This window comes from Vibrio sp. RE88 (assembly GCF_013113835.1).
Taxonomy (GTDB): Bacteria; Pseudomonadota; Gammaproteobacteria; order Enterobacterales; family Vibrionaceae; genus Vibrio.
In genome coordinates this window covers 513700-539323 of sequence record NZ_VTYQ01000003.1, presented here as the reverse complement: position 1 = coordinate 539323, position 25624 = coordinate 513700, and the positions used below count along the sequence as shown (strand labels likewise).

General features: G+C 45.7%; 22 protein-coding genes and 1 riboswitch. Of the genes, 14 read left to right on the top strand and 8 right to left on the bottom strand.

Going from position 1 to position 25624, the window contains the following annotated elements; genetic code table 11:
• Position 1: 1 nt before the first annotated feature.
• Both imuA and F0265_RS08455 read right to left on the bottom strand, forming a co-directional pair.
• Positions 2 to 679 (bottom strand): translesion DNA synthesis-associated protein ImuA, encoded by a 678-nt coding sequence (gene imuA, locus F0265_RS08460; protein WP_171748541.1) that lies wholly within the window; start codon positions 677 to 679, stop codon positions 2 to 4.
• A 126-nt stretch (positions 680 to 805) separates the two neighbouring features.
• Positions 806 to 1549, bottom strand: a complete 744-nt coding sequence (locus F0265_RS08455) for a YciK family oxidoreductase (RefSeq protein ID WP_019277934.1) — start codon at positions 1547 to 1549, stop codon at positions 806 to 808.
• A gap of 88 nt (positions 1550 to 1637) precedes the next feature.
• On the opposite strand from F0265_RS08455, the gene sohB reads away from it, so the two are divergent.
• Complete coding sequence (gene sohB / locus F0265_RS08450) at positions 1638 to 2699, top strand: protease SohB (RefSeq protein WP_029236329.1); 1062 nt, start codon at positions 1638 to 1640, stop codon at positions 2697 to 2699.
• A 60-nt stretch (positions 2700 to 2759) separates the two neighbouring features.
• Here the strand turns inward: sohB and F0265_RS08445 are convergent, their stop codons facing one another.
• Positions 2760 to 4208, bottom strand: a complete 1449-nt coding sequence (locus F0265_RS08445; protein ID WP_171748540.1) for a DEAD/DEAH box helicase — start codon at positions 4206 to 4208, stop codon at positions 2760 to 2762.
• A 101-nt stretch (positions 4209 to 4309) separates the two neighbouring features.
• Entirely contained in the window at positions 4310 to 4876 is a 567-nt protein-coding gene (gene rrtA, locus F0265_RS08440; protein WP_171748539.1) for a rhombosortase, read from the bottom strand.
• Between the two features lie 3 nt (positions 4877 to 4879).
• On the opposite strand from rrtA, the gene F0265_RS08435 reads away from it, so the two are divergent.
• On the top strand, positions 4880 to 5485 hold the full coding sequence (locus tag F0265_RS08435; protein ID WP_095560656.1) for a DTW domain-containing protein: 606 nt from the start codon (positions 4880 to 4882) through the stop codon (positions 5483 to 5485).
• A gap of 104 nt (positions 5486 to 5589) precedes the next feature.
• Positions 5590 to 5689: riboswitch (purine riboswitch) on the top strand.
• A gap of 82 nt (positions 5690 to 5771) precedes the next feature.
• The gene (locus F0265_RS08430) at positions 5772 to 6782 is read left to right on the top strand and encodes an adenosine deaminase (protein ID WP_171748538.1); all 1011 of its coding nucleotides are present in this window, start codon (positions 5772 to 5774) and stop codon (positions 6780 to 6782) included.
• A gap of 31 nt (positions 6783 to 6813) precedes the next feature.
• On the opposite strand, the gene F0265_RS08425 is transcribed toward F0265_RS08430, so the two are convergent.
• Entirely contained in the window at positions 6814 to 8130 is a 1317-nt protein-coding gene (locus tag F0265_RS08425; protein ID WP_171748537.1) for an anti-phage deoxyguanosine triphosphatase, read from the bottom strand.
• 326 nt (positions 8131 to 8456) lie between these two features.
• On the opposite strand from F0265_RS08425, the gene F0265_RS08420 reads away from it, so the two are divergent.
• The 4 genes from F0265_RS08420 (at position 8457) to F0265_RS08405 (ending at position 13627) form a co-directional block, all read left to right on the top strand.
• Complete coding sequence (locus F0265_RS08420; RefSeq protein ID WP_171748536.1) at positions 8457 to 11309, top strand: glycosyl hydrolase family 18 protein; 2853 nt, start codon at positions 8457 to 8459, stop codon at positions 11307 to 11309.
• Positions 11310 to 11553: 244 nt separating this feature from the next.
• Positions 11554 to 12315: a hypothetical protein gene (locus F0265_RS08415; protein WP_171748535.1), complete on the top strand. Its 762-nt coding sequence runs from the start codon at positions 11554 to 11556 to the stop codon at positions 12313 to 12315.
• Positions 12312 to 12782 carry a hypothetical protein gene (locus F0265_RS08410; protein ID WP_171748534.1) on the top strand — a complete coding sequence of 157 codons (471 nt, stop codon included), beginning with the start codon at positions 12312 to 12314 and terminating at the stop codon, positions 12780 to 12782. Before F0265_RS08415 ends, F0265_RS08410 begins: the two co-directional genes overlap by 4 nt.
• Positions 12779 to 13627, top strand: coding sequence for a hypothetical protein (locus F0265_RS08405; RefSeq protein ID WP_171748533.1), 849 nt, complete (start codon positions 12779 to 12781; stop codon positions 13625 to 13627). The genes F0265_RS08410 and F0265_RS08405 overlap by 4 nt, the downstream gene beginning before the upstream one ends.
• 55 nt (positions 13628 to 13682) lie before the next feature.
• Here F0265_RS08405 and yfbR read toward each other — a convergent pair whose 3' ends face one another.
• Together yfbR and F0265_RS08395 are read right to left on the bottom strand one after the other, a co-directional pair.
• Positions 13683 to 14282 carry a 5'-deoxynucleotidase gene (gene yfbR / locus F0265_RS08400; RefSeq protein WP_171748532.1) on the bottom strand — a complete coding sequence of 200 codons (600 nt, stop codon included), beginning with the start codon at positions 14280 to 14282 and terminating at the stop codon, positions 13683 to 13685.
• A gap of 93 nt (positions 14283 to 14375) precedes the next feature.
• Positions 14376 to 15590: a pyridoxal phosphate-dependent aminotransferase gene (locus F0265_RS08395; RefSeq protein WP_006959240.1), complete on the bottom strand. Its 1215-nt coding sequence runs from the start codon at positions 15588 to 15590 to the stop codon at positions 14376 to 14378.
• Positions 15591 to 15809: 219 nt separating this feature from the next.
• Here F0265_RS08395 and F0265_RS08390 point away from each other — a divergent pair, with 219 nt between their 5' ends.
• The 6 genes from F0265_RS08390 (at position 15810) to menE (ending at position 23001) form a co-directional block, all read left to right on the top strand.
• Positions 15810 to 17117: an isochorismate synthase gene (locus tag F0265_RS08390; RefSeq protein WP_171748768.1), complete on the top strand. Its 1308-nt coding sequence runs from the start codon at positions 15810 to 15812 to the stop codon at positions 17115 to 17117.
• Positions 17118 to 18836, top strand: coding sequence for a 2-succinyl-5-enolpyruvyl-6-hydroxy-3-cyclohexene-1-carboxylic-acid synthase (gene menD / locus F0265_RS08385; RefSeq protein WP_171748531.1), 1719 nt, complete (start codon positions 17118 to 17120; stop codon positions 18834 to 18836).
• On the top strand, positions 18826 to 19611 hold the full coding sequence (gene menH, locus F0265_RS08380) for a 2-succinyl-6-hydroxy-2,4-cyclohexadiene-1-carboxylate synthase (protein WP_171748530.1): 786 nt from the start codon (positions 18826 to 18828) through the stop codon (positions 19609 to 19611). The genes menD and menH overlap by 11 nt, the downstream gene beginning before the upstream one ends.
• Before the next feature lie 29 nt (positions 19612 to 19640).
• The gene (gene menB, locus F0265_RS08375; protein WP_171748529.1) at positions 19641 to 20507 is read left to right on the top strand and encodes a 1,4-dihydroxy-2-naphthoyl-CoA synthase; all 867 of its coding nucleotides are present in this window, start codon (positions 19641 to 19643) and stop codon (positions 20505 to 20507) included.
• Positions 20508 to 20641: 134 nt separating this feature from the next.
• Positions 20642 to 21628 carry an o-succinylbenzoate synthase gene (menC, locus tag F0265_RS08370; RefSeq protein ID WP_171748528.1) on the top strand — a complete coding sequence of 329 codons (987 nt, stop codon included), beginning with the start codon at positions 20642 to 20644 and terminating at the stop codon, positions 21626 to 21628.
• Entirely contained in the window at positions 21628 to 23001 is a 1374-nt protein-coding gene (gene menE, locus F0265_RS08365) for an o-succinylbenzoate--CoA ligase (protein WP_171748527.1), read from the top strand. Before menC ends, menE begins: the two co-directional genes overlap by 1 nt.
• Positions 23002 to 23082: 81 nt before the next feature.
• On the opposite strand, the gene nagE is transcribed toward menE, so the two are convergent.
• Positions 23083 to 24540 (bottom strand): N-acetylglucosamine-specific PTS transporter subunit IIBC, encoded by a 1458-nt coding sequence (gene nagE, locus F0265_RS08360; RefSeq protein WP_171748526.1) that lies wholly within the window; start codon positions 24538 to 24540, stop codon positions 23083 to 23085.
• 177 nt (positions 24541 to 24717) lie between these two features.
• On the opposite strand from nagE, the gene F0265_RS08355 reads away from it, so the two are divergent.
• Positions 24718 to 25599 carry a LysR substrate-binding domain-containing protein gene (locus F0265_RS08355; protein WP_171748525.1) on the top strand — a complete coding sequence of 294 codons (882 nt, stop codon included), beginning with the start codon at positions 24718 to 24720 and terminating at the stop codon, positions 25597 to 25599.
• The last annotated feature ends 25 nt before the right edge of the window (positions 25600 to 25624 follow it).

Below are 25624 nucleotides of genomic sequence, written 5' to 3'. Positions count from 1 at the left end.
GTTAGCCTTGCTTACGCAGTGGGAAAGGAAGAATGACAGGCTTAGGTCTGGACTCTGTTAATGAAGGCCAGAGCGAACTCATATCCAAAACGAAGCTGGCATGTGGCCACCCACCTTTGCGTTTCGTGATGGTGATTTCAATGCCAAGTGAGTGGGGGAGTAGCGTCATGCTTAAACTGACGGGCAGAGAAAAGAGACTGCGTTGTTCGGTTTTAAACAAAAACGACAGGCAATTTCCAGTTTCACTGGCGACCTGAAGTCGACGAGCATGGTGGACTTCCAGCCCAGAATGCCAAAGTAGAACATTACTGCAAGCGCCGCTTTTTAGGCATTGCTCTGCAGCCCATAAGGCTTCGTTATCTGTTTTCGGATAAAGCAGCAGAACATGGTTCAGATCGAGGCCTTCTGCTGTTAGAGATTGCGCAGACAGATGACCAGGTGGTTGTATGAATACGGACAACCTACCTTGGCTGCTGTTTTTAAGGTGAGGGAGTAGCAGACGAAGCTCTCCGATGCCGGGAGTCGTTTGCAATTCCACCACACCATGAATGGGAAAGCCGCCTTCCAGTTTTTGATCCAGAAGATCAAAACCTGTCGAATGGTGATCTCTGGACTCAGGAGTGTGATTGCCCTGCCAAAGCCATTGTTTTTTCTTAAGATGTTCGATCAGTTCATACATAACAATTTACCTGTATATACATACAGTATAAATTATTATTATTTATCAGCAAGGGAAGGGCTGAATAAGTGGATAAAAAAACGCCTTGTGTTTCCACAAGGCGTTGAATATCTGAGAAGTTTTTTTCTATTTCTTCGGCTGTGCGTCAATGCACTGACCACGAACGTCTTTGCTCTCGTTCGACATCAGGTGAAGATAAAGTGGCATGATATCCAGTGGTGTTTTTAGCAACTCAGCGTCTTCCGCTGGGTAAGCCTTCGCGCGCATGGAAGTGCGTGTACCACCTGGGTTAATCGCATTGACACGGATGTGTGTATCGCTCAATTCATCTGCCAGAATCTGCATCATGCCTTCCGTTGCGAACTTAGATATTGCGTAAGTTCCCCAGAAAGCACGGCCAGCATGACCAACCGTTGATGACGTAAAGATAACACTAGCATCATCTGATTTATGCAATAGCGGAAGGATTGCCTGAGTCATCAGGAACTGGGCTTTAACATTAACCTGCATGATATCGTCGTAAGTGTCTTCACCAATTTGATCAAATGGGCTCAGTACACCCAGTTGACTGGCATTGTGTAGCACTCCATCAAGTCGACCAAACTGACTACCAATGGTATCGGCCATATCAATATAGTTTTGCTTGCTTGCGCCTTTCATATCCAGAGGAATGATCGCTGGTTGAGGGTAGCCAGCAGCTTCAATTTCATCGTAAGTTTGCTCAAGCTTCTTCACTGTACGACCTAACAGAATGACGGTGGCACCATGCTGAGCAAATGAGATTGCGGCTTGTTTACCGATGCCGTCACCGGCACCTGTCACGAGAATGACTTTGTCTTTTAAAGCGTCTGAGGAAACGGAATAATCCACGACATGCATCCTTATTGTAATGTTCTGCTTTATGAATCCGTAAGATGGTGGTTACAATACACTAATTCGCACATTAGGGGATATCACATTGGAATTTTTGTTGGACTACGGGCTGTTTTTAGCCAAGATTGTGACTGTTGTAGTCGCAGTGATTGCGATTCTTGTTATAGCCAAAGCCGTAGGGGGTAAGAGTGGTGCTGCAAAGGGTGAATTGGAGATCACCAACTTAACGGATCAACATAAAAACACCGTTGAGCAGCTTGAGCATCACCTGCATGATTCAGCGTTTATCAAAGCGCGTGATAAGGCAGAAAAGAAACAAGAGAAAGAGAAAACAAAGGCCCGTGAAAAAGAAGTGAAGCAGGCTTCAAAAGACGGCGATTTGGACAGCAAGCGTGAGCCTCACCTATTTGTTCTAGATTTCAAAGGCAGCATTGACGCCAAAGAAGTCGCGTCACTACGCGAAGAAGTGACCGCAATTCTCGCGGTAGCTCGTGAAGGTGATGAAGTACTACTGCGCCTAGAGTCTGGTGGCGGTATGGTGCATGGCTACGGTTTGGCATCGTCTCAACTGGATCGTATTAAGGCGGCTAAGCTACCACTGACGATTGCAGTAGATAAAGTGGCTGCCAGTGGCGGTTATATGATGGCATGTATTGCTGACAAGATTGTGTCAGCACCATTTGCAATCGTAGGCTCCATCGGCGTGATTGCTCAGCTACCTAACTTCAATAAAGTACTCAAAAAGTACGATATCGAGTATGAACAGCTAACAGCGGGCGAATACAAGCGTACCTTGACCATGTTTGGCGAGAACACCGATAAAGCGCGTGATAAGTTCAAACAGGAGCTCGAAGAAACACATGGTCTGTTTAAAGACTTTATTCGTGAGCGTCGCCCTGAACTTGAATTAGATAAAGTGGCCACTGGTGAACACTGGTTTGGCACTCAGGCGCATTCACTGGGTTTGGTTGATGAAATCAAAACCTCTGATGATCTGGTTGTGGAAGCGTGCAAAGATAAAACAGTCTTAGCGATTCACTACGTAGAGAAGAAAAAGCTGACCTCAAAGCTTGCTGGATTAGCAGGTGAAGCGGCTGATAACGTACTAATGAAGCTGATTGATCGTGGTCAGCGTCCTATCGTGTAAGCCGATTTTTTTGGTTGATTAAATGAAAAGCCCCTCAACTGAGGGGCTTTGTGTATGTGGTTACTGTGCTTTAGGTTGCGAATGGTTTGGCTTGCGGTTCGCTGGTCTACGACGTTTCTGTCCATTATTGCCAGCATTGTTTGAGGCTTTGCTATTAGAACTGCTGTCCTTACGTTTGCCACCATTATTACTCTTGGAGCCATCACCGTTAGGCTTGTTATGGCCAAAATGACGTTTGTTTTTCCCCGCTGGCTTATGACCACGAGCATTGTCACCTGAGCGCTGACCATCGGCATGGTCGACTTTTGGCTTCTTAGGCTTTTTCGGTTTCTTAGGTTTGATTGGGCGAGTATCTAACTTAGATTCTGGCAGCACATTGACGGGCTTATAACCTTCCAGCTCCAAACGAGGCAATACTTGCTGGATGAGTCGTTCAATACCAAATAGCTCACCGGCTTCCGCTGCTTCAACTAAAGAGATCGCTTTGCCAACTTCACCCGCGCGGCCAGTACGGCCAATTCGGTGGACATAATCTTCTGCTACGTGAGGCAGTTCGAAGTTGACGACCTGAGGCAGTTGAGGAATGTCGATACCACGTGCGGCAATATCTGTGGCAACTAATACACGCACTTCTCCAGATTTAAAATCAGCCAGTGCCTTGGTACGTGCGCCTTGGCTTTTGTTACCGTGAATAGGTGCCGCCGTAATACCTTGATCATTAAGGTAATGAGAAAGTCGGTTCGCCCCGTGTTTGGTACGGCTGAAGACCAGAACTTGTCTCCAGTCACCGTCTTTGATGAGCTTCACCAGCATAGGGGCTTTTTTACGCTTATCTGCTGGGTAGATAGATTGTTCAATGGTGACCGCAGTGGAGTTCTCAGGGTTAACAGAGACTTCGACCGGATCATTAACTAGACCTTTGGCTAGTTCGCGAATCTCAGCAGAAAAAGTTGCAGAGAACAGTAGGTTTTGGCGCTTCTTTGGAAGCAGTGCGAGAATTTTACGGATATCGCGAATAAAGCCCATATCCAACATGCGATCCGCTTCATCCAGCACTAACACTTCTAACTGAGAGAAGTTAATGGCATTCTGCTGGTATAAATCGAGCAATCGACCCGGGGTTGCGACAAGCACGTCTGTGCCTTTACGCAGCTTCATCATTTGAGGATTAATTTTGACGCCGCCGAATACTACATTCGACGTCAGACGTTGATAGCGGCTGTACTTAAATACGTTTTCCTGAACCTGAGCCGCCAATTCACGGGTCGGTGTCAGCACCAGTGCTCTCACATGGTTGCCTTTGACTCGGGTGCCATTATCTAATCGTTCTAGAATCGGCAATGTGAAGCCTGCGGTTTTACCCGTACCTGTCTGAGCCGCTGCCATGACATCTTTACCTGCTAATACTGCAGGAATGGCTTGCTCCTGAATTGGAGATGGTTTGTCATAACCCTGATCGTCGATGGCTTTGAGGAGCGGGGCAGAAAGGCCTAAAGCGGTAAAACCCATAAATTGTTCTCTGTTTAAGGTGAGATAAGTGCTCTGGCGGCAATCGACCACCAGCAAAAGGGCGCCATTCTGAGCCCTTTGGTCAGGAACATCAATAGAAATTATCGCTGAGAGCGGTTAAGTCTTGTCTGAAAGTTTAGCTTAGTAGTAACAAAAGCAAGCACGAGACCGGTCAATGCGCCAAACAGATGAGACTCCACGGCTACACGGGCATTGATTAACTCGCTGGTCGATTGCGAGGCGCCCATGGTCATTTCCCAGCCCACTTTGGCTAATACACCAATGACAAGTAACCAGCTACCTTTACGACCTTGTAAGGATTCCTGAAGCGCATAATAGGCAAAGATGCCATGCAGCACACCAGAAAGACCAACATAGCTAGTCATGTTTGTTGTCAGGTTGAGTACACCCACGGATAAGCTAATCATGAACAATACACAGAGCAGAGAAGTTACTCTTGGCTTAAACAGGTAAGTGATAACCCACAAGCCAGCTAGATTCATGCCTAAATGAGCAAAGTTGGTGTGGGTGAAGTTTCCTGTTAGGATTCGCCACCACTGGCCTTCAGAAATAAGTTGATGATGCCAGTATGTCAGGCTGGCTAAAGGCTCGAACTGCACGCCTAGGCAGACTAAGCTGATAGCAATTAACAGAAGAAGTAAACGCACGCTATGTCCCGATATTGTTCTCAATGTGGTAAGTCACTCAAAGCTTGTATTTGTGAGTGGATACAAAGCCTAACATCGAATGTTGAGCTGGTCATCTTACAGCATCCGACAGAAACAAACAGGCCTATGGGCACTGCGCGTATTCTCAGACTCTCGCTTGAGAATAGTTACCTGTTTGAAGGCGAAAATTTTACCCAACATAGTGAGCTGAATAAGCTGTTGGATGAAGAAGGCTATCAACATTTTGTGCTTTATCCGGGAGAAGTGTCTGTCAGCCATGAAGAGGTAGCTAAAGCCGTCTCCAGCGAAGGCAAAGTGCGGATTATTTTGCTCGATGGCACGTGGAAAAAAGCGTACAAAATGTGGCAATTGTCTGAGAATTTACAGGCATTACCTTTAGTGCGTTTGCCAGAGAACCTACAGGGCAATTACCGTATTCGCAAAGCGCCCAGTGACAACAGCTTGTCTACCGTGGAGGCTGGCTACCATATCCTGACTTTGCTGCAACCAGAGCAAGACTTCACCCCATTACTTGATACCTTCAATCACATGATTGACTTTCAAATCAAGCAGATGCCGCCCGGTGTGTTTGAAAAAAATTACCTGTAATAAACGCAAACTTGTCATTTGAGGTCTAAAATTATTTTCAAGCGCAGCGTTGTACAGTGAATCTTTGTCAGAATATAATGACGCGCAATCGTTTAGTTATGACTGTTAAGTCATAAACGATGCTTCGTATAATCCCACTGATAGGGTGTGGGAGTCTCTACCTGAAACCGCAAATTTCAGATTACGAAGAGTGAAGTGCATTGCGCTTTTCTCTTTGTATGCCTGATTATCTTCACAAGAGAAAAGCGTTTGTTGAATACCAATCGAATTGAATGGGGAGACAAGCGTGAACCAAACCGAATTTATTCGCCAGTTACCGAAAGTTGAGTTGCATCTGCATATTGAAGGTTCACTTGAACCTGAGATGATGTTTGAACTCGCATTACGCAATCAAATCGCGCTGCCATTTACCACGCCTGAAGAGGTCAAAGCCGCGTATGAGTTTACTAACCTTCAGTCATTCCTTGATATCTACTATCAAGGCGCCAACGTGTTGACTCATGAACAAGACTTTTACGATTTAACCTGGGCTTATTTGTTGCGCTGTAAGGCTGACAATGTCATTCATACCGAGATCTTCTTCGACCCACAAACACATACTGAGCGAGGTATCGCGTTTGACACAGTGATTAACGGTATTCATCGCGCTTTGCAAGATGCGAAAGAACAATTTGGCATCAGTAGTCGGATCATCATGTGCTTTTTACGTCATCTGGATGAGGACAGTGCTTTTGCCACCTTAGAGCAAGCACTGGCACACAAAGATAAAATCATTGGTGTTGGTCTGGATTCATCGGAAGTGGGTCACCCGCCAGAGAAGTTTGCTCGTGTTTTTGCCAAAGCACTCGAGGCTGGTTTTCTCACGGTCGCCCATGCAGGAGAAGAGGGGCCTGTTGCCAACATTTATGACAGCCTTGAATTATTGAAAGTGTCGCGCATTGACCATGGCGTTCGCTGCGCCGATGATCCAAATCTGGTGGTGTCACTGGCTCAGTCGCGTATGCCACTGACAGTTTGCCCTCTGTCCAATACTAAGCTCAAAGTATTTGAGGAAATGAAGCAACACAATGTTGTCGATTTATTGAGGCAAGGGCTGTGTGTAACGATCAACTCAGATGACCCGGCCTATTTTGGTGGCTACATGACCGACAACTTTCTTGCAGTTGCAGGCAGTCATATGTTGACGCAAGAAGAGTTGGCGCAATTTAGTCGCAATGCGATTGAAGCGAGCTTTATCAGTGACAGTGAGAAGCAACGTCTAATGAGCCAACTCGATGAATTTGTCGACAGGCGTTAAAAGCAAGCGGAGCAATAAGCTCCGCTTTCTGTTAATGAGATGAGAACAACTGCTGGTGCAGCCGCTGAGCATGGCCGTCAGTCATCGAAGAAATATAATCTGCAATCACGCGATAACCTTCGCTTTCACATGTTGCCTGTTGCCATTCATGACGAATTGGAGCCGGCAACAATCTTTCAGGATCAGCGCTAAACGCTTCGAAGATATCCATAATGATCTGTTGCCCCTTGTACTCGACAACTTGAACATGAGGCACCTGAATCACATACTCACTGACAAAGCGTTTAAGGACTTCCAACGCCTGAGCCATTTCCGGTTCTAAATAAGCGTTAAATGCCAGCAGTTCACTTTCGAAAGGCGCGTCAACAGGTTTGATGGAAATACTGGTGAGTAAAGCGTTCACCATGCCACCAATGGCGTCTTTACGCTGGTGGTGAGTACCGGAAAACAGCATGTCCGTAATCGAGTCGATATGGGCTTCAAACCAAGGCTCACCGCATTCTGAAAGCAAACTCGCCGCGCCTTCTATCCACTGGTGTCTTGTCACCATACCTAGCACCACCGCATCTTCGAGATCATGCACCCCATAGGCAATGTCATCGGCCAGTTCCATGATAGAACAGTCGATGGACTTAAAGCGGGTCTTTTTATGCTGACGCTCGGTTATTTGTTCATCGCGCATCTGGCTGAAAAGCTGTTTATCTGACTCATTGAGCGGCTCAAGCACCCAGTCAAATAGTGACTGGTCACAGTCATATAAACCTTTGGCGGGCGCCCACTCTTTTGCTTTGAGCTTACGCTGGTGAGAGACGCTGTCTGGAATCACGTCTGCGCATGTTTTACTGATTAGCGCCGGGTATTTGATTAGGCCAAGCAAAGTTCGTCGCGCCAGATTCATACCAAAATGCTCGGTATAAGGTTCAAGCTTGGTCACGATGCGGAATGTTTGTGCGTTTCCCTCAAATCCGCCATGCTCACGCATCATATAGTTGAGGGCGATTTCACCACCATGCCCATACGGAGGATGGCCAATATCATGGGCTAAGCAAAGCGAGTCTATTAAGCTATCGCTAGGCAAAAGGTCGCGAAATTCGGCCTGTTTCTTCTTTATCTGCGCAACGATACCTGTCCCTAACTGAGCCGCTTCGAGAGAGTGGGTAAGCCGAGTGCGGTGAAAATCGTCAAAACTGTTGCCGTGAACCTGAGTTTTTGCCTGCAAACGTCGAAACGCTGCGGAGTGAAGAATTCTCGCTCGGTCACGTTGATAAGGACTACGGTGATCGTCACGACGAATCTTATGTTCATCATCGTGGCGTTGTTCCCATAACAGTTTACTGTTTGAACCCATATAAATTTTGGCCTTTAACTGCGTGAATAATATAGCGCTTTAGCGACGCCGCCTGACATGTTGGTGGAGATGCATAGGTTTATTGTGCTTGAGTATGACGCTGAGAGCAAAGGAAGCTTCTCTCCTAGAGGTGGGAGAGTGGTATTAAAAAATCCCTGCATTAATGCCAGTCTCATTTTATGTATCCAAGTTTTTAGAATGATTCACCTCTTCCTGCCTATTTTTTACATCTTTCGTTCTAAATTGAATCTGCCAATATGAAATTGGTTTCTATTAAATTTGTGTCATTTAAACATATGTACACAAAACAATTTGGAATCTAAGAAATGAAGCTAAATTTATTAACAACGTCAATTTTAGTACTCATAGCATCTACTGCCACTGCGGGTGATTTTACTCGTGAAGATGAGAGATACATCTCTCCGGAAGAGTGGGCGGAACGGACAGATCCATTGGCACCGAAAGGGCCTGTTGCATCGGGTAGCCCGTTTTATGTCAATGAGTACGAAGAGAACTCTGAACTGCCTAAAATCTCCGCTTATTTGTCTAACTGGGGCTTTTATGCTCGTGGGGTCGATCTATCCAAATTTTCCGAGGGTTACGACAAGATAATACTCTCCTTCTTTGGAATGTGTGGCTCCGAAATAGGTGATAGCTCGAATACGTCTGCGGTTGAATCACTTGAGAGACTTTGTGGTTTTGCCAAAGATGCTAACCCTGAGCATGGTAAGGATTTTGAGGTTCTGACCACCGATGCTTGGGCGGATATGGCAACCGATGGTGCTGGTGTCTTAACGGAAGCTGAAATTGCAGCCGTAGGCAATCCAAACTGGGAAGATGAAGATGTTTTGCTCCAGCGTTGGTACCAAGGAGAAGACAGAGTTGCAGGCTTCTTAGGGGCGATGAAAAAGCTTAAGGGGCAGAATCCAGATTTGGCCGTCGCCTTTAGTGTCGGAGGCTGGTCTCTATCTGAGCCGTTTTCACGCATGGCAGCCGATCCGGACAATCGCGCCATCTTTATTGCAAGTGTTGTGGAGATCTTCAAGCGCTTCACTTTCTTTTCTCAGATTGATTTAGACTGGGAATACCCTGGCGGAGGTGGTGCTGATGGTAACAGTTCAAGTGACGCGGACGGTGAAAACTACGCGACGCTGATTAGAGAACTGAGGAGTGCTCTGGATGACGCAGGTCTTGAAGACGTCGAAATTGCCATTGCTGCCCCTGCGCCCGTCGATAAAATTCAAGCCGGTGATATCGGTAATGTCTATCGCGCGGGTGTTGATACGATTCACCTGATGACATATGACTTCTTTGGCACGCCTTGGGCGGAATCTCTCGCCCACCATACCAATACTTTCCCTTATGCAGAGGCTGAGTGGTCAGCGGATGATTCTATCAGCTACTTGATTGAAAGTATGAATGTTCCATCTCAGGCGATTCAGATTGGGTACGCCACATACAGCCGTAATGCGACAGAAGCTCAGGTGACCAGCTTTTCTCCACTTGAGGGTAGTTACAGTATGCCTTCGGACCCTGATGTAAAAGTGGGTGGGTCATGGGAACCTGGAATTTACGAATGGTATGACATTGAACAAACCTTTGCTTCGATTTCAGAAAGCGACGGCTTTCAAATAGACAAGATAGAAAGTTACAACTTGTATACCGATGCACATGCTAACGCTGACTACATATACAGCCCCGAGAGAAAGTTCTTTATCTCTTTAGATACCCCACGCACTGCTTATATGAAAGCGAAGTATGTAGAGAAGTACAATCTGGGCGGGATTTTCACTTGGATGGCGGATTATGATAATGGCATTCTGCTTAACGCAGCTCGTGAAGGCTTGGGGTACCAGCAGACAGATGCTTCAGGCAACATTGATATGAACAATATCATATACAGCTGTGGTACAAACATTACATCACCTCAGCAGTGTCGTGAGTTAACGAACCTAGAACCTGAAAACGCGGAAACGGCTGCGGATGCTGGAGCGGATATGAGTGCTGAGCTTGAATCCGGGGTACAGTATACGCTTGATGGTAGCCAGTCTACCAGTGCACAGGGTGCGTTGACTTATGTATGGTCCTTGGTGGACGTGGAAGGTACAGATGCTTCGGCGATCTCTATTGATGACTCAACCCAAGCAACGACACATTTTACCGTGTCTGATGTAGATTCTGATGTGACGGCAACCTTCCAGCTTACCGTTACGGATGAAGCGGAAGCTAGCTCAAGCGATACTATGGTTTACACCTTGACGGTACCTACACCGGATAATCAGCCACCAGTGGCGGATGCGGGGCAAGATCAGTCCATTACCCGTGGTGATAGTTTTACTCTGAATGGCTCTAACTCGAGTGATCCCGAAGGGGAAGAACTGAGTTACCAATGGGTACAAACACAAGGCCAGAGTCTGCCACTTGAAGATGGTGGGGCGAAAGCTGTGATCGAGGTTGATAGTAATAGCCTAAGAAACTATGACCAGACACTAGCCTTTACACTAACAGTATCCGATGGAAGTCTAGAAGACAGTGATTCCGTGACGATTGCGGTGTCTGGGGATGCTGATGCCAATGAAGATCCTCATGCTGATGTCGCCGTAACGGTGGAAGGAGGAGAAATTCATTTGGATGGATCTAAGTCCAGTGACGATGGCAGGATTGAGTCATTCTCGTGGAGCGGTACTGCACCAAATGGTGACGTGCTAACGATTCCGGGCTCGGATCAACCCACGACGGTTTACACGCCTGAGATGGAAGGAGAGTTTAACTTCTCGCTAAACGTCACCGATAACTTTGGTGCAACGGACTCCGCAAATGGAAGTGTGAACTTTACTTTCCCTGAAGGGGATAGCTGTGAACCTCAGCCAGACCCTGATGCGGGCAACCATCCAGCTTGGGATAGCAGTGCACAATACCCAGATTCAGGAACACTCGTTAGTCATAACGGTTTTGTATGGCAAAACCAATGGTATGCGAATGTAGGGGAAGAGCCAGGAGTCGCTGACGTTTGGGAACTGGTCAGTGACGTTGTACTGCCATGGGATGACTCGAAGTCGTATGCTCAATATTCTGAAGTGTCTCATGACGGCTACTTCTGGGTTGCGGCATACTGGGCGAGCGCAGGTGATGAACCAGGTGTTGCTACCATGTGGGAACAACAAGCGGCATGTAACTAGTACAATCGCACTGGTGTAAATAACAACGGCTCCTTTAATAGGAGCCGTTTTTATCTGTCAGCGTACAGTCTAATGAAGACAGCTTCACTGGCCCCACTAACAAGTAACCGTATGATTAATATTAAATTGTCGGTTTGAGTTTTTTTTACTAACTGAGGAGTACTTTATTCGCTTACTCTCTGAATTTATGCGTATAGATTCAGATATATCTATTAGAAAAGAACTTACTACAGAGGTCTAGTCAATGAAAAAAGCGATAGTAATGATCAATCCATTGGCGTCCATAAGATTTATTTTGCACAAACTTTCAGAATATGGTTTTGCTAGTATAGTTATTTCTACGAGAGACCCTGTCAGTAAGTACTGTGATTACTATCAGCTGGATATTGATGAGCTTGTTTTGTCCTCTCGAAACTTAGAGGAAGACTTGAATACAATAAGATCTTTGATGTGCAATTACGATATTGTTCATGGTTGGGCTGGATCTGAAATGATTGACTTTCAGTATTCAGAACTTCTTATTCATACTCTGTTTCCCACAACGACAAATGACCCAGAATCTTCCTTTCTAAGAGATAATAAATTCAATATGAATGAAAAACTCAAAGAGATAGGTCTTAGGCACATTGAACAAGAACTTATAGTAAAAGACTTACCCGTTGAAGATAAGGTTTCAATAACGAAGCGCTTTTTTGACATACATCAGGGAGCTGTCGTTGTAAAGCCTAACACTGGTAGCTCTGCTTCTGAATCGGTATTCTCACCAGCGTCATTCGTAGAGTTAGAGAGCTATATTGTTAATATGTCGAGCAGTGTCGATATGTTGATTCAACGAAAAATTCAGGGTGTCGAGTATGTTGTTGATACGATATCTTGGAAAGGTGAACACCAGTTGTCTTTTTCTGGGTGTTATCAAAAAACCAAAAGAATGGTGCTTTTGAATACCAGTCAACACATAGTTTGCCTTTATGCAGAGAGGAGGTTCAACAAGCTTACGCCTATGTGAAAGACGTGCTTAATAGTTTGGAGTTTAAATTTGGTTTCGCTCATTGTGAATTAATGGAAGAAAATGGTGAATTCTATCTAATAGAACTGAATCCTAGAATATCAGGCGCTCAAGGTGCAAACTGTCTAATGGCGCAAAATCAAGTAGGTGTTGATCATGTTGACTCATACCTTAAATGCCTTGGCGAAGAGCCGATAAAGCATAACAATAGAAAGGAATATTCATTAGTTTATTTCTTTAAGAATCGTATCGGAAAATATAACTCGGTTGACACTAGTCTCATAGAGTCTTTAAAAAGTATTAGAAAGATAACAGTTCTCAAAAAACACTATGATAGTGATGATGTGAAGCATACACTTATGGATGTGTCTATGCTTGTGGTATTAGAGTCTAACAACGAAAGTTCGCTATCTTCTGATTTCAAACAACTAGAGTATTTAGAGAGAACAGGAGCTCCATTTATATGATAAATGGTCGTGTATACTGTTTTTCATATATATTGGTAATGTCATCGGCTACCGTATTTCTAGGAGATGTCGGTAAACAGTACTCAGTTTTTTCAATGTTGTTTTACAGTACTATTATTACGATGATATTCTTTTTGCTGATAGATGCTAAGAATATATCTGATAACCATAAGCACATAAAAAAAGACTTTAAGGGCTGGTTATTGTTGTCTTCCTCATTATTATTTATGTGGGCTGCGACATATTATTGTACTGTAAATGGTACCGCGAACTACTTTTTAGCCGTTTACTTTTTGACGACAGGTGGTGTAGCTGCATTTTTAAGTAGGAAATATATAAAATTTTTCTTGGTTATTATATCTATCATTGTATGTTTTAAAATTGAAGAACAAATACCCTATACAGTAACGTTTGCCTCAATTTTTGGTGGGATAGCAAATTATGTATATATTAAAAGGTCCTATGTTTTTAGCCAGAATACAGGAATAAGTCCACAGGGGTTATTATCTATAAGATTCTATCTCATGGCAATAATGGCACTCGTATTATCAATTAACTCTGAGTCAGGTGTGAGTTCTTTAGCATTAGATACGAAGAGCATTTTAGTGTTAGCTTCATTAACCTTTGTACTTATGATTATTCCTAACTTTTTAGCTCAAAGTGCTTTACAAAACGTTGGTGCTACGCAATTTAGCTTTATGCTAACGTCACTACCGGTTGCAACATTTGTTCTTGAATCTCTCTATCACGGGTGGTGGAACCCTGAAATGCTGGCGGCTTGCTTCAGTGTTGTGATTATTTTGAATTACGAACATGTGCCCAAGGTTCAACTAAAATCAACATAGTATCTTCGTGAAGCTTGGTGCTTTTAATAGTGATATAACCTGAAATTAGTTAACCCTAACCGGATATCTTATCAAAGGTAGTGGTACAGCTATCACAAAATATTTCCATGAAATCTCTCACTTCTGGCATGGATTGTATTAGACCTTCAATACTTGGATCCAGCCCTTCCTTTACATGTAGAAATTCATCGTTGTTAAACCTGAGCTCGTTTAATGTCTTGATATAAGCTGCGAGTATATCGGCTGCTTTCACAATTTTCTTATATTCTACATCTACATTTTTCTGCACGAGTAAGCTAGAAAATTCACTCCGTAAATCTTCAGGTAAGGTTTCTAAGCATTCTTGCTCGGCAATATCTTCAAGCTTTTTAAATGCAGCAGTGAATTCAGGGCTATGATATTTCGTCTTTGAATTCATGTCTTGCAGCTTGGTTTCGGAAATTTCATGATAGATAGCAACTACAGCAGCCCTGTCTGGATTGAGTGTTCCCCCATAGCGTTTGTTCCTTATAACGGTCAGCAAGTGCGCTATCACTGATACTTGATGAGAATGCTCAGATACGTTTTCTTCCTGAAAGCAGTGCATTAGAGCCCATCGCTTAATCAGTGGCATTCGCGTTACCCAAGCCATAAATGTACTTTGTTTTGGCCTCACAGTATTTTTCCTTATAACAGTAGGATCTTCCTCCTAATAAAAAAGAGCACTCAGTGAGTGCTCTTTAAGCATATGAAAGATCGAATCTAATTACTACTGGCTATACGTCGACAGGAAGCGTTCAAAGCGTCCAATTGCCATTTCGAGATCTTCAACGTGTGGCAGGGTCACAATGCGGAAGTGATCGGGTTTTGGCCAGTTGAAGCCTGAGCCTTGAACCAACAGAACTTTTTCCTGAATTAGGAAGTCGAGCACCATCTTCTGATCATCTTTGATGTTGTACATCTTAGTGTCGATTTTTGGGAACAGATACATCGCGCCTTTAGGCTTCACGCAGGAAACGCCAGGGATTTGATTGATCAGTTCAAAGGCGCGGTCACGCTGTTCTAATAAGCGGCCGCCGGGCAGGATCAATTCATTAATACTTTGATAGCCACCCAGTGCGGTCTGAATTGCATGTTGCATCGGTACATTGGCACACAAACGCATTGAAGCCAGCATATCTAAGCCATTTACGTATCCTTGAGCGAGATGTTTCGGGCCGGTGAGGAACATCCAGCCACCACGGAAACCACAGACGCGATAAGCTTTAGATAAGCCGTTAAAGGTAACAGTCAGAACATCATCTGAGAGTGTCGCAACAGACGTGTGTGTGGCGCCGTCATAGAGTACTTTATCGTAAATTTCATCAGCGAAGATGATCAGCTTGTGCTGTCGGGCAATCTCAATCACTTCTAATAAGAAGTCGCGACTGTACACTGCACCTGTCGGGTTGTTGGGGTTAATTAAGACAATACCACGGGTTTTTGGGGTGATTTTCTTGCGAATATCATCCAGATCTGGGTACCAGTCAGCTTGCTCATCACAAAGGTAATGCACGGCTTTTCCGCCAGATAGGGCAACAGACGCTGTCCAAAGTGGGTAATCCGGAGCGGGAACCAGCATCTCATCGCCATTGTTGAGCAAAGCCTGCATTGCCATAACGATCAGTTCTGATGCGCCATTGCCGATATACACGTCTTCGACATCTAAAGAACGGATGCCTTTACGTTGATAGTGCTGAACGACGGCTTTACGAGCAGAGTAGATGCCTTTCGAGTCACAGTAGCCTTGTGAAGTAGGTAGGTTACGAATGACATCAACCAAGATTTCATCCGGGGCGTCAAATCCAAATGGGGCGGGATTACCGATATTTAGCTTCAGTATTTTATGCCCCTCTTCCTCCATGCGCTTAGCATGTTTGAGTACAGGTCCCCTAATGTCATAGCAGACATTATCGAGTTTTGACGACATCCCGATATTTTGCATTGTGTAAAACCTAAAAATGATTGTATTTCTTTATTAAAGTACATCAAAAAGGCCTTTGTTAGAATAAAAAACTGAATTAATACGCTTTTTTGTATGCGCTTTGTTCGTTTGCAATCACAGGATTATGCAAAAGATGGGCTACAACCTTGATCTGAGTAAGGTCTATTAATAGAGTAGCGATCTAAAATGAATAAAAATCCCCAGGCATACGAGGCTGATTTGTCACACTTTCATCAAGCCGTTACTGAACTGATCGAACGCGTAAAGGATGCAGAAGACGGCGTAAACCGTCTGGTTCAAGTTCTTGAGGAAAAACCAGATTTTGCATTCATAGACTGGCTGGAAGCTCAGCCACTCTTTCCAAAGTTTTATTGGCAATCTCGCGATACCCGTGAAGAAGTGGTGGCATTGGGGCAGTTACATACCTTTGTCGACCCTGCTCCGGCCTATACGATTCTGGCAGATGACCAACGCATCTGGGGTGGGCGTTCTTTTGACGGCCAGACAGAAAAGAATCGTCGCTGTATGTCTTCTTTTTTCTTCCTGCCGCAAATTGAGCTAATTCGTTTTGATAACCGCTGGTCATTAGCCGTCAACCTGACAGCCGATAAACATCGGACATTGGCAGGGCTCAGTAAACTTAAAGTTGAAGCCGGATCTCTACTGCCTGTTTCTGCGCAGATCAAAAGCATCAGCCACATACCGGAAAAACCGCAATGGTCTGAGCTGGTTGAGAAAGTCCTGACTGGTATCGAGAATGACGACTTTAAGAAAGTAGTATTGGCCCGCAGAACTTCCGTACAGATGGACAGCACGGTGAGTGCCGCGCAGCTACTGAAATCAAGCTATCTGCAAAACCACCATAGCTTCCACTTTATGCTCTCTCTGGATAAAAAGCACAGCTTTATAGGCTCGACACCAGAACGTCTGTATGCCAGACAAGGTCAGGAGCTCTACACCGAAGCTTTGGCGGGCACGATAGGCCGAGGAGACAATGCCAGCCACGATATGGAGTTGGCAAATTGGTTATCGCAAGACAGCAAGAATCTTAATGAGAACCAATATGTCGTCGATGACATTATCGATCGACTAACGCCTCACTCGGAGCACGTCGAGGTTGAGCAAGAAGCCCGTTTGGTTAGGCTGCGTAAAGTGCAGCACCTTAAACGCAGTATCCATGCACACCTCAAACCGGGCATTAATGGTGTTCAACTGCTGGGGGCATTGCAACCGACCGCAGCGGTTGCCGGATTACCACGTAGAGAGTCGATGGCCTTTATCCAGGATAACGAGCCCTTTGCACGGGGTTGGTATGCGGGCTCAATGGGTTTTATTAGTCATCAGCGTGCTGAATTTTGTGTGGCGATACGCAGCGCTCTTATTCTTGGTGAAGAGGTTCAATTATTCGCAGGCGCAGGCATTGTCCCGGGCTCTGTAGCGGATAATGAATGGCAGGAGTTGGATAAGAAAATGTCGACCTTGCTATCGCTGATCACTGATATTCCTCCACTGGGAGTAGCGTCGTAAATGGGCAATCAAAACCAAGCCGTCATCAATCGCATTTGGTCTCATACCTTGCTTGAAGAGCTATCTCGTCTCGGTGTGACTGAAGTGTGTATTGCCCCGGGCTCACGCTCGACTCCATTAACGCTGGAGGCGCAAGACAATACAAACCTGAACCTCCACACACATTTTGATGAACGTGGTTTAGGTTTTCTCGCTCTCGGTCTAGCAAAGGCGAGCTGCAAGCCTGTTGCACTGATTGTGACATCGGGTACAGCGGTAGCAAATCTGTTGCCTGCGATTGCCGAAGCTAAACTAACGGGCGAAAAGCTGGTGGTGCTGACCGCAGACAGGCCCGTAGAACTGATTGACTGTGGGGCCAATCAGGCGATCCATCAATCTGGCATTTTCTCAACTCATGTCACCTCTAGCCTTGAGTTACCAAGCCCTTCGGATTCCATATCGCTTAAGTGGCTGCTGACTTCCGTTGATCAATACATGTTTGAACAAGCTGAGAAAGGCGGGGCTGTCCACATCAATTGCCCGTTTCCTGAACCTTTGTATGGCTCTGAATCGAAAGGAATATTTCAGGCGTATCTCGATGAAGTAAAATCTTGGTTTCACTCTGACAAGCCTTATAGTTGCAAGGCTCGAACTCAGTCATTGCCCGCTCTTCACTACGCTGACTTATCTGACAAGCTGGGGGTTATTGTCGTTGGTAGTGTCACCTTAGAGGAAGCGCAGCAGGCGAAACAGCTGGCGGAAAATCTGGGCTGGCCATGTTTGTGCGATCCGCAATCGGGAGTTTCGTCTCCTTTCGCACATTATGATCTTTGGTTGCAGAGCCCGTCTGCGAAAGAAGTGCTGAATCAGGCTCACGTCATTGTGCAGTTTGGCTCGCGGATTGTGTCAAAACGGCTCAATCAGTGGATATCTCAGCAAGTTGAATCCAGACAAGCGGGTTATCATTTTGTTTCTCCCCGCGTCGAACGCAACAACCAATGTCACTTACCACAAACTCACCACGTCGTAGACATCGGGGTTTGGATTGAGAGTTGGATAAGAGAATCTGTTGAAGCCAAGAGCCCTCATTCTGGCTGGGCTGCGGAGTTAGAGCACTATTCACTAGGTGTGGCAGCGTTATCTGCTCAATATGAACAAAACCAGCAGTCAGCCAATGAGATTGCGCTGGCTACATCTATCAAAGAGTTACCACAGCAAGCTCAGGTCTTTTTGGGCAACAGTCTGTTTGTTCGGCTGGTGGATATGTTTGGTTCGATGATAAACCTTGAAACGTTTAGCAACCGAGGCGCTTCCGGGATCGACGGTTTGATTGCGACTCTAACGGGTGTTGTGCGGGCTACTCGTAAACCCAGCGTATTGTTTATTGGTGATACGTCGGCATTGTACGATCTGAACTCTTTGTCTCTGTTGACCCATGAAAAAACGCCGGTCGTTATTGTGGTCACCAATAATGACGGAGGGGCGATCTTTGATTTACTCCCTGTCCCTCAGGCGCAGAAACAATCTCTGTATCAGATGCCTCATGGTTATACTTTCGAGCATGCCGCGCTGCAATTTGGCATTCGATACCAAAAACCAACTACTCTTGCTGCTTACACGGAGTTAGTAGATCAGCATCTACAACAGGGCGAGGGAGCATTGCTTGTCGAAGTACAGACACCTCCCGAGCAAGCTTCCACACAATTAAAAGAAATCACTCAACGCCTTCATGCTCTATAGCCGCCTTTACAACAATGCGAGCACTGATAGCTCGCAGCCGTTGATTGTTTACTTACATGGCCTACTTGGCAGCAGTGATGACTGGAACCGTTGTAGGCAATTGATTCCCGAATACCCTGCTTTGTGTATCGATCTTCCTGGTCATGGGATGAGCAAATTGATGCATTGTCGCGATTTTAAAACGTGCTGCGATCAAATATCTGACGTTTTACTTACTCAATTTCCTCATCGACCACCTATAGTGTTAGTGGGTTATTCAATGGGAGCTCGAATTGCGATGGTAGGGCTCTCTAAACACTACTTTTCTGAGCTTAATATTCAAATGCTTATCTCTGAAGGTGGAAACTTTGGGCTTCGCAATGCAGCAGAAAAAATAGCCCGTTTCGGCAATGACTCTCGTTGGGCTGAGCGATTTCATCACGAACCAATCGAACAAGTGTTAGGCGATTGGTATCAACAGCCAGTATTTAGTTCACTAAACCATGAGCAAAGACAAACACTCATACACAAACGCAGTGCTAACCTAGGCCCATCAGTTGGCAAAATGTTGATGGCAACCTCATTAGCAAAACAAGATTATTTGCTTGAGTCACTAACAGGCTTGAGCATTCCAGTACATTATATTTGTGGTGAAAAAGACAGTAAGTTCAGCCGTTTGGCCGAACAGAGCGGTTTGTCTTATAGCCAGGTAGAGCAAGCTGGGCATAATGTTCACATCGAACAGCCCGAAGCGTTTACCGCCATTGTTAAATCTCAAATTCGCGCATTTCTCTAACAGCGCAACGTCAACAAACAGGAATCACCATGGCAAAAACAGTCGGTATTTCAGAAGAAGAACTATACGCACCAGTACACTGGAACGATTGCACAGGTGAATATGAAGATATTCAGTACCACAAATCCGAAGATGGTATCGCAAAAATCACCATCGCTCGCCCTCAGGTACGCAATGCGTTCCGTCCTCAAACCGTTAAAGAAATGATCAATGCGCTAGCGGATGCACGCTATGACGAAGGCGTCGGCGTGATCATTTTGACGGGACTTGGCGAAAAGGCTTTCTGCTCGGGCGGTGACCAAAAAATCCGTGGTGATTACGGCGGTTATCAAGACGACTCCGGTACTCATCACCTCAACGTGCTTGATTTCCAGCGCCAGATCCGTACTTGCCCTAAACCAGTTATCGCAGCTGTTGCAGGTTGGGCTGTGGGTGGTGGTCATGTTCTGCATATGATGTGTGACTTAACCATTGCCGCAGACAATGCTCAGTTTGGTCAGACGGGGCCAAAAGTTGGTTCGTTTGATGGCGGCTGGGGTGCCTCATATATGGCTCGAATTGTCGGCCAGAAGAAAGCTCGTGAGATCTGGTTCCTATGCCGTTTCTATGATGCTCAAGAAGCATTGGATATGGGGCTGGTTAATACCGTGGTGCCACTTGAAGAATTGGAGAAAGAGACCGTTCGCTGGTGTCGTGAAACCCTGCAACATAGCCCTATGGCATTGCGTTGCCTGAAAGCTGCATTGAATGCTGATTGTGATGGGCAGGCAGGTCTGCAGGAGTTAGCCGGTAACGCAACCATGATGTTTTACATGACTGAAGAAGGTCAGGAAGGTCGTAATGCGTTCAATGAGAAACGTCGACCAGACTTTAATAAATTCCCTCGTAATCCTTGATGTGCAGTTCGGGTTTAAAACGTAAAAATCAAAGGTGCTTAACTAAGCACCTTTGGCCCTCGTTTAAATCGAAAACAATCAAATAAACAACAGCATACATCAACGATTACAAAACGATTAGAAGGGATATTGGTATGAGAACAGCCAAACTGTATCGCTACGAGCTGCCTATGGATAGCGGAGTGATACTGAGAGAGCAAAGGCTCACGGAACGAGAAGGCTTTGTGGTTGTGCTAGAAAGTGACGGGGAAGTGGGGCGAGGGGAAATAGCGCCGCTACCTGGGTTCAGTGTTGAGAGTATGGACGACGTTTACTCTCAACTCATCGAACAACTGGCCCTGTGGCAGAGCGGTCAAGCTCTCGACTATACAGATTTATACCCATCGGTGGCTTTTGGTTTATCCATGGCTCAACTGGAGTTGGCTAATGGTCTTCCTGATACAGGTTGCTACCAAGCTGCGCCATTGTGTTCTGGTGATCCAGATGAACTTTTGCCTAAGCTCGACAATATGCCGGGCGAGAAAGTCGCCAAAATAAAAGTAGGCCTGTATGAGCCTGTGCGTGACGGGTTGATCGTCAGTCTGTTTCTGGAATCCATTCCAGATCTGACACTAAGATTGGATGCTAATCGCGCTTGGACCGCAGAAAAAGCGCAGCAATTTGCCAAAAAGATTGCGCCTTCTTTGCGCCAACGAATCGCGTTTGTCGAAGAGCCATGTCAGGCGCCGGGTGACAGTTTTTCTTTTGCTATCGATACAGGGATTGCAATTGCATGGGACGAAACCCTTCAACACGCTATCCGTAAAGATGACTTTAAACTGGAAGATTTCAACGGCGCCAAGGCCATTGTGATTAAGCCAACATTAATTGGTTCTCTGGAGCGTTGTATCGAGCTTATCAATCGCGCTAAAGAGTTGGGTATAAAGCCTGTGATTAGCTCAAGTATTGAATCCAGTTTGGGTCTAACACAATTGGCTCGCTTCGCCCAATGGCAGCTACCTGAAGAGATTCCGGGCTTAGATACCATAGGTTTGTTTGCTCAGCAGCTAGAAGTTATTTGGCCAGGCTGTGAGCTTCCGGTGACTTCTCTGTCAGACCAGTCACTAATCTGGCAGTCTTAATGCACAACCAACTCTCTCCCTTAAAACAATGGGCTCAGTCGAGCCCATCTTTGTTAGCTCTGCATCACCAAGAAACGCAATACACTTGGGCTGAGTTAGCGCAACTTGTGGATGAAGTCGCCGCAAGCCTATCTGCACAGGGATTAGCACGCAGCGAGGTGCTGACGTGCGTTGGTAAGAACAGCTTAGATCTACTATTAGCCTATCTTGCGTGCATGGAGATTGGTGCTGTATGTGCCTTGACCATGCCACAGACTCAAGTGGAACTGGAAACCAAGTTGGCATCACTCTATGTGACAGGATCTGAGCGGAAGGTCTGGGTAGCACCGCCTGATTCGATGCTTTCTTCTTTGTCGACGATGACGATAGCGCGCGCAGATTTGCCTGACTATCCCACGGGTTATCAAGCAGACAATTTAGCTTCGATTGTATTTACGTCTGGTTCAACGGGAACACCGAAAGCGGTCGCGCATACTTCTGCACAACATCTGGCTTCTGCCTCAGGACTGCTGGAAAAATTCACCTTCAATCAGAGCGATAGCTGGTTGTTAAGTTTGCCTATGTATCATGTCTCTGGGCTGGCGATTGTTTATCGTTGGTTGCATGCAGGTGCGACGTTAAAAGTGGGAAGCGGGCTGCTTCACCAAGATATCCGTCACGTGACGCATGCGTCGCTGGTTGCAACGCAACTTCAGCGATTATTAGAAAGTGATACGCCACTTGAACTGACTCATGTCTTACTCGGGGGCAGCCACATCCCCACCTCTTTAAGCCACAAAGCCGAACAACAGGGGATTGAAACTTGGCTAGGTTATGGGATGACGGAAGCCGCTTCTACTGTGACGGCTAAGCGGGTGGATAGCAACTATACGGCAGGGAAGGTATTGCCCAAGCGCAGAGTCAAACTTGAGGGACAGAGGATTTACATTGGCGGTGAAACGCTAGCATCTGGTTGTTATCAGCAGGGTGCTCTTGAGCCTATCGTCCAAGACACGTGGTTTGATAGTAAAGATCTCGGTGATTGGAAAAACGGTGAACTGAAAATTATCGGCAGAGCAGACAACCTGTTCATCTCAGGCGGTGAAAACATTCATTGTGAAGAGATAGAAGCCGTACTCAACCAGCTCCCAGAAGTCATTCAATCCATCATAGTACCGATTGAAGACAAAGAGTTTGGGCATCGGCCTGTCGCAGTCATTCAAAGTCATCAACGTTTAAATATAGAGCATATCGAGCAGCGTCTCGGTGAGTCCTTAACTCGGTTTAAGTGGCCTGTCGCCTACTATGAGTTGCCAGAGTTTCTTTGCCAGACGGGGATCAAAGTGTCGCGAAAAGCAGTCAAAGATTGGCTTTTAAAGCAAATCGATAAATAAAGTGAAGTGCAGAATCGGTGACTAGTCGATCCTGCACTTCAGGGGGCGTGGTGACGGTGAAATCACCACATTTCTCTATGTTTAACTGGCGAGCGCTTTTTTCATTTGCTCGGCTATCTTGTCAACTTTGCCCAATCCGACGACGACTTGTAAACCGCCATTACCAACAGGAACAACGCCGGCTGCCCCCAGTCGTTTCAGCTTATCAGAGTCAGCAATGGATGAATCTTTTACAGATAGTCGTAGGCGAGTGATGCAGTTGTCGACTTCGACGATGTTTTCTGCGCCGCCGATGGCTTCTATATACTGATGCGTAAGCTCACCAATAGTTTCTTCTTTGCCTTCATTTTCGGTTTCCTCTCCACGACCTGGTGTTTTCAGGTTGAACTTGAGAATGGCAAAACGGAATACTGAGTAGTAGATAACGAAGAATACAAGTCCTTGCAAGATCAGCATGTACCATTGGGTAGCGAGTGGGTTTTGGCTGGAAAGTACGAAATCGACAAAGCCTGCTGAGAAACCAAATCCTGCCATCCACTCCATGCTTGCCGCAATGTAGAGCGAAATTCCAGTCAATACCGCGTGAAGCAGGTATAGAACAGGAGCAAGGAACATGAAGCTGAACTCTAGTGGCTCGGTGATGCCAGTAAAAAATGATGCCATTGCTGCCGCCAGCATAATGGAGAACACCTTGTCACGGTTCTCCTTATCAGCACAGTGATACATGGCTAAAGCAGCGCCCGGTAAACCAAACATCATGATTGGGAAGAAACCTGCCTGATACATACCAGTTTGCCCTGGAACCGCCGTGCCATTCGCGATGGATTGTGCGCCGCCAAGGAAGTTTGGAATGTCATTAATGCCCACAACGTCAAACCAAAAGACAGGGTAAAGTGCGTGGTGCATGCCAATGGTTAGCATTAAGCGGTTGAAGAAGCCGAACAAACCAGCACCTACAGCGCCCAGTGATTCGAGTTGTGTACCAAGAACGATCAGCGCATCGTAAACCATTGGCCAAACGTAAAGTAGAATGAAGGCGAGTACCATGCCCGCAATCGAGGTCAGGATTGGCACCAGACGCTTGCCACTAAAGAAGGCGAGGGCTTTTGGCAGTTCAACACCGGAATACTTATTGTAGATTTCAGCCGAAATGATGCCGACCAAAATACCAATGAACTGGTTGTTGATTTTGTTAAATGCCGCCGGTACCTGCGCTGCATCAACACCAAGCAGTTGAGCGACAGTAGCAGGAGCCAATAGTGTGGTGAGAACCATAAAGCAGATAAAACCGGAAAGCGCGGCAGAGCCGTTTTTATCCTTACTTAAGCCAAAGGCGACACCGACTGCAAACAGAACCGCCATATTATCTATGATGGCCCCGCCGGACTTAATAAGAAAAGCGGCTAAAACACTTTCAGAGCCCCAGCCTACCGGATCAAGCCAATAGCCGACTCCCATCAAAATAGCGGCGGCTGGCAATGTGGCGACGGGCACCATCAGGGCCTTACCCACTTTTTGCATATATCCGAGAACGTTCATGTATACCCCTAAAATACAGATTAAAAATTTTTATGATTATTTGAATGAACCCAGCTATCAGGAACAACTGGTTACAAAATGGGTTGTTGATAGTGCTATTAAAAACTTATTTCTCGGTGCAAACAAACTAAAGTAGAGCTAGTATGGATTAATATTTTTAATTCATAGGTGCGTGTGATGGCGAATGAACAACTGTTGCTAAGAAACCTGCATACCTTCAACGTCGCAGCGAAGTCGCTCAGCTTTACCGTGGCGGCAAAACAGCTGCATTTAACCCAAGGAGCCGTCAGTCACAGGATTAAAACGCTTGAAACCGAATTGGGTTTTGCGTTGTTTGTCAGAGGAACACGAAAGCTTGAGCTGACGCCGGAAGGTCGGCGATTTCAGGCAACACTGTCACAATCACTGCATGCGATATTTGGTGAAATTGAAGAGATTAAAACCACTGATATGCAAGGTGAGCTGACCATAGCGACCTCGCCAGGTTTTGCGAATGGCTGGTTGATTCCGAGGTTGAGAGATTTTCGCCATAAATTCCCAGGCTTTAACGTAACCTTGTTGGTGTCTGATGAGCCCAAAGAGCTTGCTACTCACAATATTGATGTCGCTATCTACTATGGGCAAGGCGACCACAAAGATTGTTATGCTAAACGTTTGTTTGGTGAGCAGTACATACCGGTTTGTACTCCTGATTACGCCAGTGAATTGAACCTTTATGAATCTGGATTGACCGCACTTGAGAGTGCAACCTTTATCCATTCTATTGGTTCTGATGCTTGGGAAAGGTGGGCGGCGTATATGAAGCTAGACGTCGAACTCAGTCAGAATCATTATTCGATAAGTCAGTTGGGATTTGAAATTCCGGCCGCGAGAAATTCATTAGGGATCGCGATGGGGCGATATCAGTTTGTCAAAGCCATGATAGACAATGGTGAGCTGGTTGCCCCTTTCCCAAGTATGCCCACAAGTAAGGGGTATGATCTGTTGTGCCTTTCTGGGAGTGAGAATCGACCTAAAATCAAAACCTTTATGGATTGGGTTGAAAGGCAACTTAGTTGAAATTGATCTTTCATAGTCCAAATCT